This window comes from Anaeromassilibacillus sp. Marseille-P3371 (assembly GCF_900169665.1).
Lineage (GTDB): Bacteria > Bacillota > Clostridia > Oscillospirales > Acutalibacteraceae > Anaeromassilibacillus.
In genome coordinates this window covers 3,285,740-3,301,824 of record NZ_LT835157.1, presented here as the reverse complement: position 1 = coordinate 3,301,824, position 16,085 = coordinate 3,285,740, and the positions used below count along the sequence as shown (strand labels likewise).

12 protein-coding genes and 1 pseudogene are annotated in these 16,085 nt (G+C 50.3%); 7 read left to right on the top strand and 6 right to left on the bottom strand.

Annotated features, from left to right (window positions below; genetic code table 11):
• Positions 1–185 precede the first annotated feature (185 nt).
• The 4 genes from B9Y59_RS13895 to B9Y59_RS13880 all read right to left on the bottom strand — a co-directional run bounded on the left by B9Y59_RS13895 (position 186) and on the right by B9Y59_RS13880 (position 5,829).
• Positions 186–2,261: a heavy metal translocating P-type ATPase gene (locus B9Y59_RS13895; protein WP_085534191.1), complete on the bottom strand. Its 2,076-nt coding sequence runs from the start codon at positions 2,259–2,261 to the stop codon at positions 186–188.
• Positions 2,262–2,343: 82 nt separating this feature from the next.
• Positions 2,344–2,613 (bottom strand): DUF6110 family protein, encoded by a 270-nt coding sequence (locus tag B9Y59_RS13890; protein WP_085534189.1) that lies wholly within the window; start codon positions 2,611–2,613, stop codon positions 2,344–2,346.
• 185 nt (positions 2,614–2,798) lie between these two features.
• The gene (locus tag B9Y59_RS13885; RefSeq protein WP_085534186.1) at positions 2,799–3,734 is read right to left on the bottom strand and encodes a helix-turn-helix domain-containing protein; all 936 of its coding nucleotides are present in this window, start codon (positions 3,732–3,734) and stop codon (positions 2,799–2,801) included.
• A 742-nt stretch (positions 3,735–4,476) separates the two neighbouring features.
• Positions 4,477–5,829 carry a replication-associated recombination protein A gene (locus B9Y59_RS13880; RefSeq protein ID WP_085534184.1) on the bottom strand — a complete coding sequence of 451 codons (1,353 nt, stop codon included), beginning with the start codon at positions 5,827–5,829 and terminating at the stop codon, positions 4,477–4,479.
• Positions 5,830–6,085: 256 nt separating this feature from the next.
• Between B9Y59_RS13880 and B9Y59_RS13875 the strand changes: the two genes are divergently transcribed.
• The 7 genes and pseudogenes from B9Y59_RS13875 to B9Y59_RS16310 form a co-directional block, all read left to right on the top strand.
• Positions 6,086–7,216, top strand: coding sequence for an aldo/keto reductase (locus tag B9Y59_RS13875; protein WP_085534669.1), 1,131 nt, complete (start codon positions 6,086–6,088; stop codon positions 7,214–7,216).
• A 104-nt stretch (positions 7,217–7,320) separates the two neighbouring features.
• Entirely contained in the window at positions 7,321–8,421 is a 1,101-nt protein-coding gene (locus B9Y59_RS13870) for an aldo/keto reductase (RefSeq protein ID WP_085534180.1), read from the top strand.
• Positions 8,422–8,692: 271 nt separating this feature from the next.
• The gene (locus tag B9Y59_RS16665) at positions 8,693–9,019 is read left to right on the top strand and encodes a hypothetical protein (RefSeq protein WP_330395908.1); all 327 of its coding nucleotides are present in this window, start codon (positions 8,693–8,695) and stop codon (positions 9,017–9,019) included.
• Between the two features lie 798 nt (positions 9,020–9,817).
• Positions 9,818–10,567, top strand: a complete 750-nt coding sequence (locus tag B9Y59_RS13860; RefSeq protein ID WP_085534182.1) for an aldo/keto reductase — start codon at positions 9,818–9,820, stop codon at positions 10,565–10,567.
• Positions 10,568–10,671: 104 nt separating this feature from the next.
• Positions 10,672–11,772 carry an aldo/keto reductase gene (locus B9Y59_RS13855; protein WP_085534180.1) on the top strand — a complete coding sequence of 367 codons (1,101 nt, stop codon included), beginning with the start codon at positions 10,672–10,674 and terminating at the stop codon, positions 11,770–11,772.
• A gap of 271 nt (positions 11,773–12,043) precedes the next feature.
• Positions 12,044–12,370: a hypothetical protein gene (locus B9Y59_RS16660; RefSeq protein WP_330395908.1), complete on the top strand. Its 327-nt coding sequence runs from the start codon at positions 12,044–12,046 to the stop codon at positions 12,368–12,370.
• Positions 12,371–13,565: 1,195 nt separating this feature from the next.
• Positions 13,566–13,671 (top strand): annotated as a pseudogene (locus B9Y59_RS16310) (YlxR family protein); the annotation flags it as partial.
• A gap of 691 nt (positions 13,672–14,362) precedes the next feature.
• Here the strand turns inward: B9Y59_RS16310 and B9Y59_RS13840 are convergent.
• Positions 14,363–14,914: an SPASM domain-containing protein gene (locus tag B9Y59_RS13840; protein WP_085534161.1), complete on the bottom strand. Its 552-nt coding sequence runs from the start codon at positions 14,912–14,914 to the stop codon at positions 14,363–14,365.
• A gap of 45 nt (positions 14,915–14,959) precedes the next feature.
• Positions 14,960–15,745, bottom strand: coding sequence for a sulfite exporter TauE/SafE family protein (locus B9Y59_RS13835; RefSeq protein WP_085534163.1), 786 nt, complete (start codon positions 15,743–15,745; stop codon positions 14,960–14,962).
• Positions 15,746–16,085 lie beyond the last annotated feature (340 nt).

Here is a 16,085-nt window from a genome sequence, read left to right as displayed (position 1 = left end):
GGCGTCCATCTACCTTTTGAAAGGGAGGGACGCCGTTTGTCCGTCTGCCATTTTCGGGCGACAGCCAGGTATCTTCGAAAGAACCATACTCAATGGTATTCTGTGTGCATTGTGCAGGCAACATTTCCTGAAAAAGCGCGTTGCTTGACTTATGAGATGTTTTGGAAGCGGTTGCCGGTGTTTTTTTATTCCAGCAGATTGGTCATGCTGCGCAGGCTGACGCCCAATGTAGACAGATTGTGCAGCATGGCTGAGGTCGCAGGAGGAAGGACGCCTGCAACACCGAGACCGATCAAACCGCCGTTGAATCCAATGACAAAGCGGTAGTTCGATTGAATCCGGCGCATCAGGCTGCTAGCAATCATACGCAGGTTGACCAGTTCGAACAAGTCGTCGGCTGCGATTGTAATATCGGCGATTTCCCGTGCAATTGCTGCACCGTCGCTGATGGCAATGCCTACATCTGCAGCGGATAGCGCAGGGGAATCGTTGATGCCGTCGCCCAGCATGATCACCGTGTGCCCCTGTGCACGCTCTGCTTCTACAAATCGAGCTTTGTCCTCAGGAAGGACCTCGGAATGGTATTCGTCCACACCGACTTGGGCGGCAATGGCTGCTGCGGTTCGCTCACTGTCTCCGGTGAGCATAACGGTTTTTTGAATCCCCAGGCGGCGCAGGGCATTGATGACCGCTTCAGCCTCTGTACGAAGGGGATCGGAAATACAAATGACAGCGGCCAGCTGTCCGCCAATGGCAAGGTACAGATGGGAGTACTGCTCTGGAAGCGCGCCAAAGCGCGGTTGGTCGCCATTCGGAATGGCACACGCCTCGTCTTCAAAGACAAAATGTGCGCTGCCGATCACCACACGTTCATTTCCGACCGTACTGGCGATTCCGTGGGCCACCAAATATTCCACCTGGGAATGCATTTCCTCGTGGGAAAGGCCGCGATCTCGGGCAGCCTGTACCACAGCGTTGGCCATAGAATGGGGGAAATGCTCTTCCAGGCAGGCCGCCAACCGGAGCATATCCTCCTCGCTGTGGCCGCCAAAGGGAATCACCTCTGAGACGACCGGGCAGGCGTAGGTCAGAGTACCGGTTTTATCAAAGACAATTGTATCCGCTTTGGCGACGGCCTCCAAGTACTTTCCGCCCTTCACAGTTACATGATAACTGCTGGCTTCACGCATGGCGGAAAGCACAGCCAAGGGCATGGCCAGCTTCAACGCACAGGAGAAATCGACCATCAGAACAGACAACGCGCGGGTGACGTTCCGGGTCCATAAATAGGCCAGGACACTCCCAAACAGGGTATAGGGCACCAGCTTATCGGCCAAATTGGATGCCTTGCTTTCCGCAGCAGATTTCAGTTTTTCAGACTGCTCAATCATGGCAACAATTTTATCGTAACGGCTTTCTCCGGATTGTTGGGTCACACGGAGCACACACTCGCCCTCTTCCACCACAGTGCCGGCGTAGACGGCTGTGCCGGGACGTTTCGGGACAGGAATGGATTCTCCGGTGAGGGATGCCTGATTGACCATTACTTCGCCTTCTTCGATGGTACTGTCTAAGGGGATCAGACCACCCATACGCACGGAAATGCGGTCGCCGGCCTTAACTTGATTTAAGGGTACCAGAATTTCCCCGGAAGATGTCTTAAGCCACACGCGGTCAATGTTCAAAGACATGCAGCGGGCCAGATCATCCACAGACTTTTTGTGGGTCCACTCTTCCAAGAGCTCGCCAAGTCCCAGCAAAAACATTACCGAACTGGCAGTCGAAAAATCGCGGCGGATCATGGAGATTCCAATAGATAGCCCATCCAACAGTTCCACGCGCATCTTTCCCTGGAAAAGACATTTGATACCGCGAAGGAGATAGGGAATCGACCGGCACAGCGTGTAGGCGATTCGCAAAGGTGCGGGAAAAAAGAGGGAACGGATGGCCTTAAAGACAACCCGCCCCACCAATTTTTCCTCGTAAGCGCGGTTGAGTGCCCGGCCGCTGTGCAGAGGAGCGAGATCGGCGATGCTCTCGGCGTCATAGGAGAAGCGGCTGATCTGTTGCAGCAGATCCGCACGGGTGTCTTGATAATAAATAACAGCACAGCAGGTCCGTTCATGGACCACCGCCTGCCGCACTCCAGTGATATGCTGAAGGTATGCTTCCAGGAGATCCGCCTGTTCCAATGTCATCCGATTTTGGCAGCAGCGGATACGCATGCGCCCACTGCTTTCATGCATAATTTGAAATTTCATAGTTGACCTCCGACAAGGAAAAGAGGGCCGCAACCGCGACCCTCTTTTATTTGTTATAGAACGGACAGCAGATTTGCCCGCATCAAGCCTCAGTTGCTTCCGTGGACGTATCTTCCACAATCTCTTCCTGTGCAGCGCGCTGCTCGTTGATATCCTTAGCTGCGGCCAGAATGTCCGCCGCATTCTCCTGAACCGAAGTAACGGTACCCATTACGGATTCCTTGACGCGCAGTGCTGCTGCCGTGGCGTGGGTATAGGCTTTTTTGGCATCCTTGCTGCTCAGCAGTTTGATACCGGCGGAGCCAAACAGTGCGCCGCCCACGAATAATGCGATCTTTTGATAAATGTTCATAAGGCAATTCCTCCAGTATTATTTGTGCCGATAGCCTGTGATGATAACCATCACCATACAGATGACAGCGCCCCAAGCCCAGAATTTGTGCTGCTTCAAATTGGACACCTCCTAGCGCACGGCATTCATTTGAAATTCAAATATAACACAGTCTATCTGAAATTGCCGCCGGAAATAGACAAAACTCACCGGTTTTGGACATTTTTTTGATGATATAACCTTCGGTATTGTGCCGGAGTCATGTGGTAGTACTCTTTAAAAGCAGTCCCGAATTGGCTGGTACCAGTATAACCCACAGAGGATGCCACGGCCAACACGCTTTCAGAGGTTGTGCACAGCAGACGGGCTGCTGTTTGTAAACGATAATGCTTGAGGTAGGCGTGGATAGGGGTTCCATAAAGACGGCGAAAACAGTTTTTCAGAAAGGTCGGGGACAGTTGAAACCGCCGGGCGAGTTCCTGTACCGTCAGATGTTGGTCAAAATGAGCCAGCATATAGTCATGAACGCTACGGACAACGTCTGCCTGATAATGGTCGCAGTATCCGGTTTCGTGGGGAACGGTTCCCGCAGCCTGCCAGCTACACAATAGATAGAACAATTCCCAAAGTTTCAGAAGAAAGTAAGCGCCCCGCTGCTCCTTGGAAAGCTGGCAGAGGGATGCCAGGCAGGAGGCGCCCCAAGTGGTGTTCCGGATTACGGTACATCCATCGTGAGCGTTGAGCAATGCCTGCACCTGTTCCAAATGCAGGGGGCTTCCTGATAGCAGTGCGCAGGCACGCGCAAAGGACTCCCCTGCGGCAGAATGGTCAAAAAAAGCAGCGATGCAACGAAAACAGCCGCGGTCAAAAGAAAAGTTACGGACCGCAGCGGCATCAGTGACCAGTAGAAGTTCTCCGGCCTCCACAGTCGTCACGGTTCCCTGTGCGGTTGTCACCTGAAGCTGGCCGGATTGACAAAAGATCCCTTCAAGGTGTGCAGGCTGCATCCCCGCGGGGTATGAGGCTTCATATTGGGCCAGACAATACTCCCGGACAATCACTCCGATTGTGGGGGAACAACGGTATATTTCTTCTGAGTACATTTGCGAACTAGCCCATGCGTCGGAATATTCAGCAAGCATGTGGATGCACCTCCCTTGTTATTTCTGGGCAGAAAAAGTGAAGAAGGAACGGAACCTGTTTATGCACGAAAGGGTGGGTATCCCCTTCGATGAAAGAAAAATTACCATAAGTTAGCCTTAGCTAACTTATGGTTCGAAAAAAGCCGCTCCATCAGAGCAGCTTTTGCTATGGCATAATCTTTTCTTATCATACCAAAGACAGGATTTATTTGTCAATAATAGGAGGAAAATCTTTCTTCCTGTAACCCTATGAAGTGCACAAAAACCTTGAAAACAAAACATACGGCCCAAAGGCTGACAAACCAGAGGCAGTCCCGCCCGGCAAGGCAAAACGTAAGACCTGAAAAGATTTCCGAAACCAAATGCTCCGTAGCGCGTGGAGATCTCCTGGATTGAACCCCTGAAAATCGAACTGTTTGTGGCCAGATACGGCCTGTATTTGGATAACAACATTCATGTAACTTTCTTTGCCCCATCGATGATTTTCAAATGGTTGCCTTGTCATTTCAGCAAATCCAAGGAAGAAACGATAAAAACGCGATGGGAAGTCAATGGAAGGACAATCCGAGTATCCGGCTAAAAAGCGCATGTATTTAACCAACCGGCCAGGGTTGGGGTGTCCAGAGCGCTTTGTATCAGAGCGTGCGCTTACTTTTGGAGCCCTGTAAACAATCCTTTTTGGAGGACAGTTGCTTTTCTCAGAACAGCCGGTCGCGGCGCTGGCAAGAAAAATCCATCCTATTCACTTGGTTCCATCGCCGCCCGCTTCTTCCTCCCGACGTTTTTGTTCCCGCCACTGTTTGATTTGTCGTAGGCGTTCCTGTACACGCGCTTCAGAACCCTGTGTGGTTGGGATATAGTAAGTCCGTCCTTCCAAAGAATCTGGAAGGCATTGCATGGAAGTGAGTTTTTCCTCTGTATCGTGGGCGTATTGGTACCCTTGCCCATAGTGAAGGTCCTTCATCAGACGGGTAGGGGCGTTGCGAATTTGGAGGGGGACAGGTTCATCCAATCTTTCCAGTGCATCCCGTTTGGCGGATTCATAAGCCATATACAACGAATTCGACTTTGGCGCGAGGGAGAGGTACGTTACCGCATGGGTCAAATGGACGGAACATTCCGGCATCCCAATAAAATGGCACGCCTGATAAACGGCTGTAGCGACTTCAATGGCACGGCTGTCGGCCATTCCCACATCTTCGCTGGCAAAGCGGATCAGCCGCCGCGCGATATAAAGCGGGTCCTCCCCGCCTTCCAGCATACGAGCTAACCAGTAGATGGCAGCATCCGGGTCGCTGTTTCGCATGGATTTATGCAGTGCAGAGATCAGGTTATAGTGTTCCTCCCCATTTTTGTCATAAAGCAAGGACTTCCTTGAGAGGCATTGCCTCAAAATGTCCGCCTCTACGGTTACACCTTCGGATGTGCGTTCCCCATTTAAGACCGCCATTTCCAGGGTGTTTAAAGCCGTGCGCGCGTCGCCATTCGCAAAATGGGCGATTGCCGACAACAACTCTTCTGAGATGGATATGGATTCCCCTCCAAACCCGCGGGTGTCCTCCAGTGCATGGCGAAGGAGGACCTCCAAGTTTTGCGTGGTTAGCGCTTGTAGAACGAATACCTTGCAGCGGGAAAGCAACGCCGAATTGACCTCAAAGGAAGGGTTTTCCGTGGTGGCGCCGATCAGTACAATGCTGCCACGCTCCACGAATGGGAGGAAGGCATCTTGTTGTGCTTTATTGAAGCGATGGATTTCATCCACAAACAGAATCGTCCGTTCCCCAAAACGCCGGTTTTCCTCAGCCCGTTGCATCACTTCCCGAATTTCCTTGATACCGCTGGTCACTGCGCTGAAGTCAATAAAATTGGCATGTGTCCGCCCGGCAATGATGCGTGCCAGAGTGGTCTTTCCCACCCCAGGAGGACCCCAGAAAATCATGGAGGAAATGCGGTCCTGGTCGATCAGCTGCCGTAAAATTTTACCCGGTCCCAGTAGGTGTTCTTGTCCGACAAATTCCTCCAGAGTATGCGGCCGCATGCGGCTGGCCAAGGGGCGGTCCATGCCTTGCTTTTCAAATAAGGTCTGCTGTTCCATAGGGTGCCTCCATCGAATCGGTTTTTTCTATTCTACCACTTCGGGTAAAAAAGAACAAGAACAAAGTTTCGCTTAAAGAGCGAAATGAGACAAAACCTTATAATATGGTGTACATGTGAGGAAAACAGAATTTATCTTTAAAAGATGGCCTAAAATACTTGACTTAGAGTGCACTCCAAGGGGTATAATCGGGGCAACATTAGAGGGTGGAAACAGAAGGTTTCTGCCGGCTGGATGGAAAAGGAGTGGGTGGATGATGCTATATAAGAGCTTTCAGGGATGGAAACTCTCTGCCCTCGGCATGGGCGCAATGCGCCTGCCCGTGATCGATGGCGACGATTCCCGAATCGATGAGGCGGCAGCGGAACAGATGGTGGCGTACGCTATGGAGAGCGGGATCAACTATTATGACACAGCGTGGGGTTATCACAACGGCCAATCGGAGTTGGTGCTGGGGCGCCTCTTACAGAAATATCCGCGGGAGAGCTATTTCTTAGCAAGCAAATTTCCGGGTTATGACCTAGCCAATATGGATAAAGTGGAAGAAATCTTTGAAAAGCAGTTAGAAAAATGTGGTGTGGACTATTTTGACTTCTATCTATTCCACAATGTTTGTGAAATGAATATTGACGCATATTTAAATCCGAAATACGGGATCTTTGCGTATCTGATGAAACAAAAACAGGCTGGGCGAATCCGCCACTTAGGGTTTTCCGCACACGGCAGCTATGGCGTGATGAAGCGTTTTTTGCATGCATATGGGGCGGATATGGAATTTGGGCAGATTCAGTTGAATTACCTTGATTGGAAATTTCAGGATGCCCAAGCAAAAGTGGAACTTTTGCGGGAATTTGGCATCCCTGTGTGGGTGATGGAGCCCTTGCGCGGCGGCCGATTGGTTACATTGTCCAAAGAAGATACCGAAAAACTCCACAATCTTCGCCCGGAGGAACCTGTCCCGGCCTGGGCATTTCGGTTCCTACAATCGATTCCCAGTGTGACGATGGTGCTCTCCGGCATGTCCAACCTGGAACAGATGCAGGAAAATATCCGCACGTTTGAGGAAGAAAAACCGTTGAATCCCCAGGAGATGAAGGCATTGCTGTGCATTGCAGATACTATGGTGAGGAAGAACATACTCCCCTGTACAGCCTGCCACTATTGTGTCAGCCATTGTCCGCAGGGATTGGACATTCCATCCCTGCTTGCTCTGTATAACGAACACCACTTCACAGAGGGTGGTTTTATTGCACCCATGGCACTATCTGCAATTGCACAGAATAAATGGCCCAGCGCCTGTATCGCATGCCGGAGCTGTGAGGCCGTCTGTCCCCAACAGATTGAAATATCGGCGGCAATGGCCAGTTTTGCGAAGGAATTGGGATAAAGGGAATTTGATGGGGGTATATACAAAGCGGCGCCCCAAGAGGAATCGGTATACAGATAAGAGCGAAGAGGACCGAATGAGAGCTGTGATGAGGAGGAAATCGTATGGAATATCGCAAGTTGCCACATGGTGGAGAGAAAATCAGCATCATTGGGCTGGGAAACAGTTCGTTGGGACCAGCTGGAGAAGCGGAAATTGAAAGGATTGTACGTTTGGCGATTGAAAACGGTGTCAATTATTTCGATATGGCGGCATCGGATGCAGTACCTTTCCCAGCCTATGGAAGAGCGGTTGCTGGCTGCCGGGAAAACGTCTACTTTCAAATTCACTTTGGGGCGGATTATCGAAGCGGAAAGTACGGCTGGACACTGAACCTGGACACGATCAAGCGGTCGGTGGACTGGCAGTTAAAGGCGCTACAAACCGATTATATCGACTTTGGTTTTATTCACTGCATCGATGAAGCAGCAGATTGGGAGAAGGTGTGTGCAGCAGGAACCTGGACGTTTCTACAGAAGTTGAAAGAGGAGGGGGTCGTACATCACCTCGGGCTTTCTACACATACGCCGAAGATTGCCAATATGGTATTGGATACTGGTCTGATTGATATGATGATGTTCAGTATCAATCCTGCCTATGATTACCGGCACGGGGAGTTTGCCATCGGCAGTGTGGATGAACGGATGGCCCTGTACCGCCGCTGTGAAGCGGAAGGGGTGGGGATTTCCGTGATGAAAGCGTTCAGCGGGGGCCAACTTCTGAACGAAAAGACGTCTCCCTTTCAGCGTGCGTTGACAGAATACCAGTGCATACAGTATGCGCTAGATAAACCGGGCGTATTGACCGTACTGCCGGGCGTGCGTAATGAAAACGACCTGCACCGCATTTTGGGATTTCTGAATGCGGCGCCAGAGGAAAGAGATTACTCCATTTTGGGAACGTTTACCCCGCATGACGCGGCAGGAATTTGCGTGTATTGCAACCATTGTCAGCCGTGTCCAGCAGGGTTGGATGTCGGACTCATCAACAAATATTATGACTTAGCGCAGGCGGGGGATACATTGGCAAGAGACCACTATATCCATCTGGAAAAGACAGCATCCGATTGTATTGCGTGTGGCCACTGTGACTCCCGTTGCCCCTTCCATGTGGGCCAGGTACGGAGAATGCAGGACATTCGTTCCTATTTTGGCGGGAGGGAATAGCTGGAAAGTAAGATTCAAAACAGCCTTTCCAAGGGAAGGAATACATTGATCAGGCTGACGACAAAAAATGTGACTTTGGCAGCGTTGTTCCTTGCTATCGGATTGGTGCTGCCGTTTTTGATCGGGTAAATTCCACAGGTTGGGAACATGCTCCTTCCGATGTATATCCCGGTTTTCTTATGCGGCCTGATCTGCGGATGGCAATATGGAATGACAGTTGATGCGTTATGCGCTCTTTGGCGCGCCGGTTTTATTCCCTACGGGAGTTGCGATGGCATTTGAACGAATGACCTATGGGCTGGTGTACGGACTTTCCCGCTGGCAGGGTGTAATTGCACTTTATCGCTGTTTGGTTGCCGCCATGTTGGCTGGCAGGATTGTCTGGGGTATTGCTCAGATGGCGTTCTTGGGGATTACCAGCGAAGGTTTTACTTGGCGGATGTTCCTAATGGGTGCATTTTTGAATGCAATTCCCGGGATTGTAATTCAGCGGATTCTTATCCCGGCCGTCGTGGTGGCGTTAAACCGGACTGGTTTGGTACGGTTTAAACAACCGCAGATGTCCGCCCAGAGGATGAACGGCCAACGTACGGCCTAAAAGGGAAACAAAAGAAGAACCACAAAAGGTGTCCGTCGCCCCGAAGGAAGGAGAGTACCAGCTTTGGAAAGTCCCCACCCGAACGTTCTCGAGGAAAAGGAGCGTTTAAAAACACAATGCTCGGGTGACCCTCTTCACAAGAACGTTTGATAATAAAGAACTCTATCCCCGGCAATTTGTCGGGGATAGAGTTCTTTTTATAGACGGGAAATCGTCCGTCGCATGAATCTGTAGATAAAGGGGGACTGGACTCCCAGGATGTCTCCCTCATTTCGGAATAAACGATTCATAAGAGAGCGGGATACAGTGAAAAAGGGATAGGATAAAAGCGTATGGACGCCAGAAGAGAGAGCGGAAATTGTCCATAGGCATATGGATGAACATGTTTCAGTGAAACCATTGGAGAAGAGGGATGACGCAGATTGCAGCGTGGTTTGCTACTGAGTGAAAAGTTTATAGAAGGTAAATCCTCATTTGAGCATAAGGGACGTCCAGGAAATCCTTTCTCTGTTTTACATCCCAGTGAAGATCTTACAATAGAGCGGCTAGGGCTCATAGACGTCAAATTGAGAGTTGAAAAGGAACGGTAAAAAAGGATTGCAAGCGAAAGGGGCTGGTGTAAGCAAACACGTTATCGGATAGGGCAAGGGTTCGAAAGCGTAGAAAGATTAAGAACCAAATCCCTGGTTTCACCTCTTTGCAATGGATGCCTGTCCATCCAGCTGGTTATGACAAGTGGAGAACCCGAAGGATAAACCGAATACATATGAGTATCATAGGCTTCTGCTACCAAGGTTAATGGAAGAACAACACAAGGAGCACCCTTCTCACGGACATCACATGTTGGCACAAGGCGTATTTGATGCAACNTTTTCCGCACACGGCAGCTATGGCGTGATGAAGCGTTTTTTGCATGCATATGGGGCGGATATGGAATTTGGGCAGATTCAGTTGAATTACCTTGATTGGAAATTTCAGGATGCCCAAGCAAAAGTGGAACTTTTGCGGGAATTTGGCATCCCTGTGTGGGTGATGGAGCCCTTGCGCGGCGGCCGATTGGTTACATTGTCCAAAGAAGATACCGAAAAACTCCACAATCTTCGCCCGGAGGAACCTGTCCCGGCCTGGGCATTTCGGTTCCTACAATCGATTCCCAGTGTGACGATGGTGCTCTCCGGCATGTCCAACCTGGAACAGATGCAGGAAAATATCCGCACGTTTGAGGAAGAAAAACCGTTGAATCCCCAGGAGATGAAGGCATTGCTGTGCATTGCAGATACTATGGTGAGGAAGAACATACTCCCCTGTACAGCCTGCCACTATTGTGTCAGCCATTGTCCGCAGGGATTGGACATTCCATCCCTGCTTGCTCTGTATAACGAACACCACTTCACAGAGGGTGGTTTTATTGCACCCATGGCACTATCTGCAATTGCACAGAATAAATGGCCCAGCGCCTGTATCGCATGCCGGAGCTGTGAGGCCGTCTGTCCCCAACAGATTGAAATATCGGCGGCAATGGCCAGTTTTGCGAAGGAATTGGGATAAAGGGAATTTGATGGGGGTATATACAAAGCGGCGCCCCAAGAGGAATCGGTATACAGATAAGAGCGAAGAGGACCGAATGAGAGCTGTGATGAGGAGGAAATCGTATGGAATATCGCAAGTTGCCACATGGTGGAGAGAAAATCAGCATCATTGGGCTGGGAAACAGTTCGTTGGGACCAGCTGGAGAAGCGGAAATTGAAAGGATTGTACGTTTGGCGATTGAAAACGGTGTCAATTATTTCGATATGGCGGCATCGGATGCAGTACCTTTCCCAGCCTATGGAAGAGCGGTTGCTGGCTGCCGGGAAAACGTCTACTTTCAAATTCACTTTGGGGCGGATTATCGAAGCGGAAAGTACGGCTGGACACTGAACCTGGACACGATCAAGCGGTCGGTGGACTGGCAGTTAAAGGCGCTACAAACCGATTATATCGACTTTGGTTTTATTCACTGCATCGATGAAGCAGCAGATTGGGAGAAGGTGTGTGCAGCAGGAACCTGGACGTTTCTACAGAAGTTGAAAGAGGAGGGGGTCGTACATCACCTCGGGCTTTCTACACATACGCCGAAGATTGCCAATATGGTATTGGATACTGGTCTGATTGATATGATGATGTTCAGTATCAATCCTGCCTATGATTACCGGCACGGGGAGTTTGCCATCGGCAGTGTGGATGAACGGATGGCCCTGTACCGCCGCTGTGAAGCGGAAGGGGTGGGGATTTCCGTGATGAAAGCGTTCAGCGGGGGCCAACTTCTGAACGAAAAGACGTCTCCCTTTCAGCGTGCGTTGACAGAATACCAGTGCATACAGTATGCGCTAGATAAACCGGGCGTATTGACCGTACTGCCGGGCGTGCGTAATGAAAACGACCTGCACCGCATTTTGGGATTTCTGAATGCGGCGCCAGAGGAAAGAGATTACTCCATTTTGGGAACGTTTACCCCGCATGACGCGGCAGGAATTTGCGTGTATTGCAACCATTGTCAGCCGTGTCCAGCAGGGTTGGATGTCGGACTCATCAACAAATATTATGACTTAGCGCAGGCGGGGGATACATTGGCAAGAGACCACTATATCCATCTGGAAAAGACAGCATCCGATTGTATTGCGTGTGGCCACTGTGACTCCCGTTGCCCCTTCCATGTGGGCCAGGTACGGAGAATGCAGGACATTCGTTCCTATTTTGGCGGGAGGGAATAGCTGGAAAGTAAGATTCAAAACAGCCTTTCCAAGGGAAGGAATACATTGATCAGGCTGACGACAAAAAATGTGACTTTGGCAGCGTTGTTCCTTGCTATCGGATTGGTGCTGCCGTTTTTGATCGGGTAAATTCCACAGGTTGGGAACATGCTCCTTCCGATGTATATCCCGGTTTTCTTATGCGGCCTGATCTGCGGATGGCAATATGGAATGACAGTTGATGCGTTATGCGCTCTTTGGCGCGCCGGTTTTATTCCCTACGGGAGTTGCGATGGCATTTGAACGAATGACCTATGGGCTGGTGTACGGACTTTCCCGCTGGCAGGGTGTAATTGCACTTTATCGCTGTTTGGTTGCCGCCATGTTGGCTGGCAGGATTGTCTGGGGTATTGCTCAGATGGCGTTCTTGGGGATTACCAGCGAAGGTTTTACTTGGCGGATGTTCCTAATGGGTGCATTTTTGAATGCAATTCCCGGGATTGTAATTCAGCGGATTCTTATCCCGGCCGTCGTGGTGGCGTTAAACCGGACTGGTTTGGTACGGTTTAAACAACCGCAGATGTCCGCCCAGAGGATGAACGGCCAACGTACGGCCTAAAAGGGAAACAAAAGAAGAACCACAAAAGGTGTCCGTCGCCCCGAAGGAAGGAGAGTACCAGCTTTGGAAAGTCCCCACCCGAACGTTCTCGAGGAAAAGGAGCGTTTAAAAACACAATGCTCGGGTGACCCTCTTCACAAGAACGTTTGATAATAAAGAACTCTATCCCCGGCAATTTGTCGGGGATAGAGTTCTTTTTATAGACGGGAAATCGTCCGTCGCATGAATCTGTAGATAAAGGGGGACTGGACTCCCAGGATGTCTCCCTCATTTCGGAATAAACGATTCATAAGAGAGCGGGATACAGTGAAAAAGGGATAGGATAAAAGCGTATGGACGCCAGAAGAGAGAGCGGAAATTGTCCATAGGCATATGGATGAACATGTTTCAGTGAAACCATTGGAGAAGAGGGATGACGCAGATTGCAGCGTGGTTTGCTACTGAGTGAAAAGTTTATAGAAGGTAAATCCTCATTTGAGCATAAGGGACGTCCAGGAAATCCTTTCTCTGTTTTACATCCCAGTGAAGATCTTACAATAGAGCGGCTAGGGCTCATAGACGTCAAATTGAGAGTTGAAAAGGAACGGTAAAAAAGGATTGCAAGCGAAAGGGGCTGGTGTAAGCAAACACGTTATCGGATAGGGCAAGGGTTCGAAAGCGTAGAAAGATTAAGAACCAAATCCCTGGTTTCACCTCTTTGCAATGGATGCCTGTCCATCCAGCTGGTTATGACAAGTGGAGAACCCGAAGGATAAACCGAATACATATGAGTATCATAGGCTTCTGCTACCAAGGTTAATGGAAGAACAACACAAGGAGCACCCTTCTCACGGACATCACATGTTGGCACAAGGCGTATTTGATGCAACTGGATGCTTTCTCATAATTTTGCCCATACATGCTGCAAACAGGACCGTATCCGTTCACAGGCGGAAAAACACCCATATAAAAAGGATGGTAAGAACATGTTCGATCCCCACGTAATAGCAGGAAACTGGAATGTCAACCACCCTGTTGGATTCGTAGTATCCGACATGACTATCTTTAAAAACGGAATAAAAATGAGGAATGGACATTGTGGATCGATCCATTTAACAATAGCGCTGGGGAATCCCTCCCCAAGCCGCGGTTGTTTTCATATAGATTCATCAGCGTATGTTTAAGAAATCACAGTCGGGAAGGGCGGTATGTGCAAATGCATCAAAAGCGAATCCCCCTGCGTATGTGTGCAGGATGCGGAGAAAGCAAGCCGAAAAAAGAACTGGTCCAGGTGGTCCGTTCGCCGGAAGGCGAGATTTCCCTAAGGTTCTTACATGCCAGGCAACACCGAGCCAAGGCGGTACTGTGTGATATTCCTATTTCGACTGCCTCAAGAAGCCTAAACAACTTGCTGGAAAAAGGAGAAGCAGATGCCCCAGAGAGACTTATACACCGGCCGGGGCTTTGTTTACGCCTCACCGGCCTTCGTTAAGGCTCACGGCCATTATGGCATATGACGCTCCATGTCTCGAGCAGGAACTCCAACCGATCATACAATTATGGAAGCGTTAAATGGTTGAAGCAAGGAGAGTTACGCCTTGCCCTCGACTTAGAGAATGCAGGAATGTTCCCAAACGGCTGGACGAGTATGTTTACTAGTTCAATCACCTGCGGCCTGTGGCTGCCCTGAATGATAAACCCCCAGTTCAGTACAAGACCGAACTGGGGGTTCTGATTCTATGGTGGTTTTTAGTGCCTGCTTTTCTTTGAAAAATGCACAGAGCTGGCGGGTTGGCATATGTGGGCAAAGTTCTCTGGTTTTATCCGGACCTGAAGGCGCCGGCACATCTGCCACTTGCAACAATTTGTTCCTTGCTGTTCATGAATGGGCCTGCACATCCTTCGCGCATCGTCCGGTCCAGCCCATGATCTGTTTCCGCCGGCTTTGAATGTGCTCTGCAATCTGCTGTAACATTCTTGCCCGTGGCGTCCATATATCGCGCTGGCGCCCGCTTATCTTGAAAAATACAGCAGCCGAGAATAGACCTCTAGCAAACGCGGATACGCATATTCAAAAAAGGACTTGTAGGCATCGCAAAGATAGTTTTTGCCTAGACCATCCGAAAAAAAATCCCGGTCCCGACGGCACCCGCCCCGACAGAGCGAAAACCAACGGCATTGCCGGCATTCCTCCGGCTGGTATTGGCTCTGTTCGACAAAGCGGAGCTGTTCCCGCTGCCGGTCGATTTGTTCCAGGGTGTCGGTCAGGAAATTACCCAGCTTATAGTGATCCAGCATGTAAAAATCACAGGGATAGACACTTCCATCCGCTTCGACCACATACTGCAGGCTACATTGACCTCCCATTGCACAGACTTGTGGAGGTTGTCCATCCAAAATCAACAATAGATTATCGAAGTATTGGTGGAATTGCCGCGCTCCTTTCTTGATCTGCTGGTACCAAAGATCAAAGGCATCCTTTAGATACTGTGCATACCGTTCCGAAGTAAGCGACCAGGGATGCAGCCCCCTCGGTTCATCTGCTGGAGATCGAAAGCAAACCACAGTCGGCCATCCAAGAAGTTCCTTCCCGGCAGGTATCGCTTGCAGCTATCCAAAGAAGCGGAACATATTATATAGGTTGATCCCTAAAACAAGAACCATGGACCATTGAAACAACCTGGTGACATTCTCCTCGCTTAACCTGCGGTTCAGCCTACCTCCCACTTCGCTGCCGGCAACCCCGCACAGAATCATCCCAACCAGAATGGGGATTAAGATGTCCGGGACATCCCCGGCTAGAATTGTTTTGAGCGTCCCCGCTCCTTGACTGATTAAAATAACAAATAGGCTGTTCTGAGCGGCTGTCTTTGTGGACATGGAAAAAAAGTAATACAAAACAGCCATATTGAACGGACCTCCGCCAATTCCCAAAAATGAACCCAGGATTCCCAAGCCCAATCCAACGGCAACGCAAAGGGACCAATGCCGGACCCGTTTTGCGGGAAAGCGGTCCTTTGTGATGGTGTAGAGCAGAGTCCCCAAGGTTGCTAAAAAAAGGAACAGTGCCTGTACGCCGCCGATCACCTCTGCGTCTGTATATAGGCTGGCCAGCTGGCAGTAGATCTCTTTTCCCAATAGGCCTCCCAGGGCAGCTCCGGCGGCCAAAGGCACGGAAACGCGGAAATCCAGTAGATTGTCCCGCCTCCAAGCAGCCTTGCCGACGGACCAGCAGCTCATCCCCAACACGGTACAACCTGAGTAAAAATTAATGGCTGCAACGCTGGCTGTATGGCATGCATCCAACACCGGCTTGATCATCACGCCTCCACCCATGCCGCAGATCTTTCCTAAAACGCTGGCTAAAAAAGCAACCAGAAAATAGATACCATCCATCGTCTCTCCTCAAAGGCGGTCAAGCTGTAACGCCTTCGGAAACCTATGGAAGTTCAAGGCGAAACCGCTTCGCCTTGTGTCATGCGGAGCGCGCAGGTCTCTTTTTCATCAAGGTCCTTATCTGTCTGCTATGCCAACCACAGATGTCCCTGTAGGCCCTCTTTCTTGGACCTGCGCGCTTCCGATTACCCCACGATGGTCCGAGCCGACTGTAAAATCTGCTCAACCATCTCTATCGTATACAAGCCGTCCGCACCTGTACTGGTTGGCGGACGGTCAAACCGGACTGCATCAATCACCTCGCGGTGCTGGCGGTACCCAAAGGGGACCACATCCAAGG

Bases quoted from the DNA above. Each gene is read 5' to 3' on its own strand.
- B9Y59_RS13875 (WP_085534669.1), top strand. From the start codon at position 6,086: ATGCTATATAAGAGCTTTCAGGGATGGAAACTCTCTGCCCTCGGCATG.
- B9Y59_RS13870 (WP_085534180.1), top strand. From the start codon at position 7,321: ATGGAATATCGCAAGTTGCCACATGGTGGAGAGAAAATCAGCATCATT.
- B9Y59_RS13890 (WP_085534189.1), bottom strand. From the start codon at position 2,613: ATGAACATTTATCAAAAGATCGCATTATTCGTGGGCGGCGCACTGTTT.
- B9Y59_RS13835 (WP_085534163.1), bottom strand. From the start codon at position 15,745: ATGGATGGTATCTATTTTCTGGTTGCTTTTTTAGCCAGCGTTTTAGGA.
- B9Y59_RS13855 (WP_085534180.1), top strand. From the start codon at position 10,672: ATGGAATATCGCAAGTTGCCACATGGTGGAGAGAAAATCAGCATCATT.
- B9Y59_RS13880 (WP_085534184.1), bottom strand. From the start codon at position 5,829: ATGGAACAGCAGACCTTATTTGAAAAGCAAGGCATGGACCGCCCCTTG.
- B9Y59_RS13895 (WP_085534191.1), bottom strand. From the start codon at position 2,261: ATGAAATTTCAAATTATGCATGAAAGCAGTGGGCGCATGCGTATCCGC.
- B9Y59_RS16660 (WP_330395908.1), top strand. From the start codon at position 12,044: ATGGCATTTGAACGAATGACCTATGGGCTGGTGTACGGACTTTCCCGC.
- B9Y59_RS13885 (WP_085534186.1), bottom strand. From the start codon at position 3,734: ATGCTTGCTGAATATTCCGACGCATGGGCTAGTTCGCAAATGTACTCA.
- B9Y59_RS16665 (WP_330395908.1), top strand. From the start codon at position 8,693: ATGGCATTTGAACGAATGACCTATGGGCTGGTGTACGGACTTTCCCGC.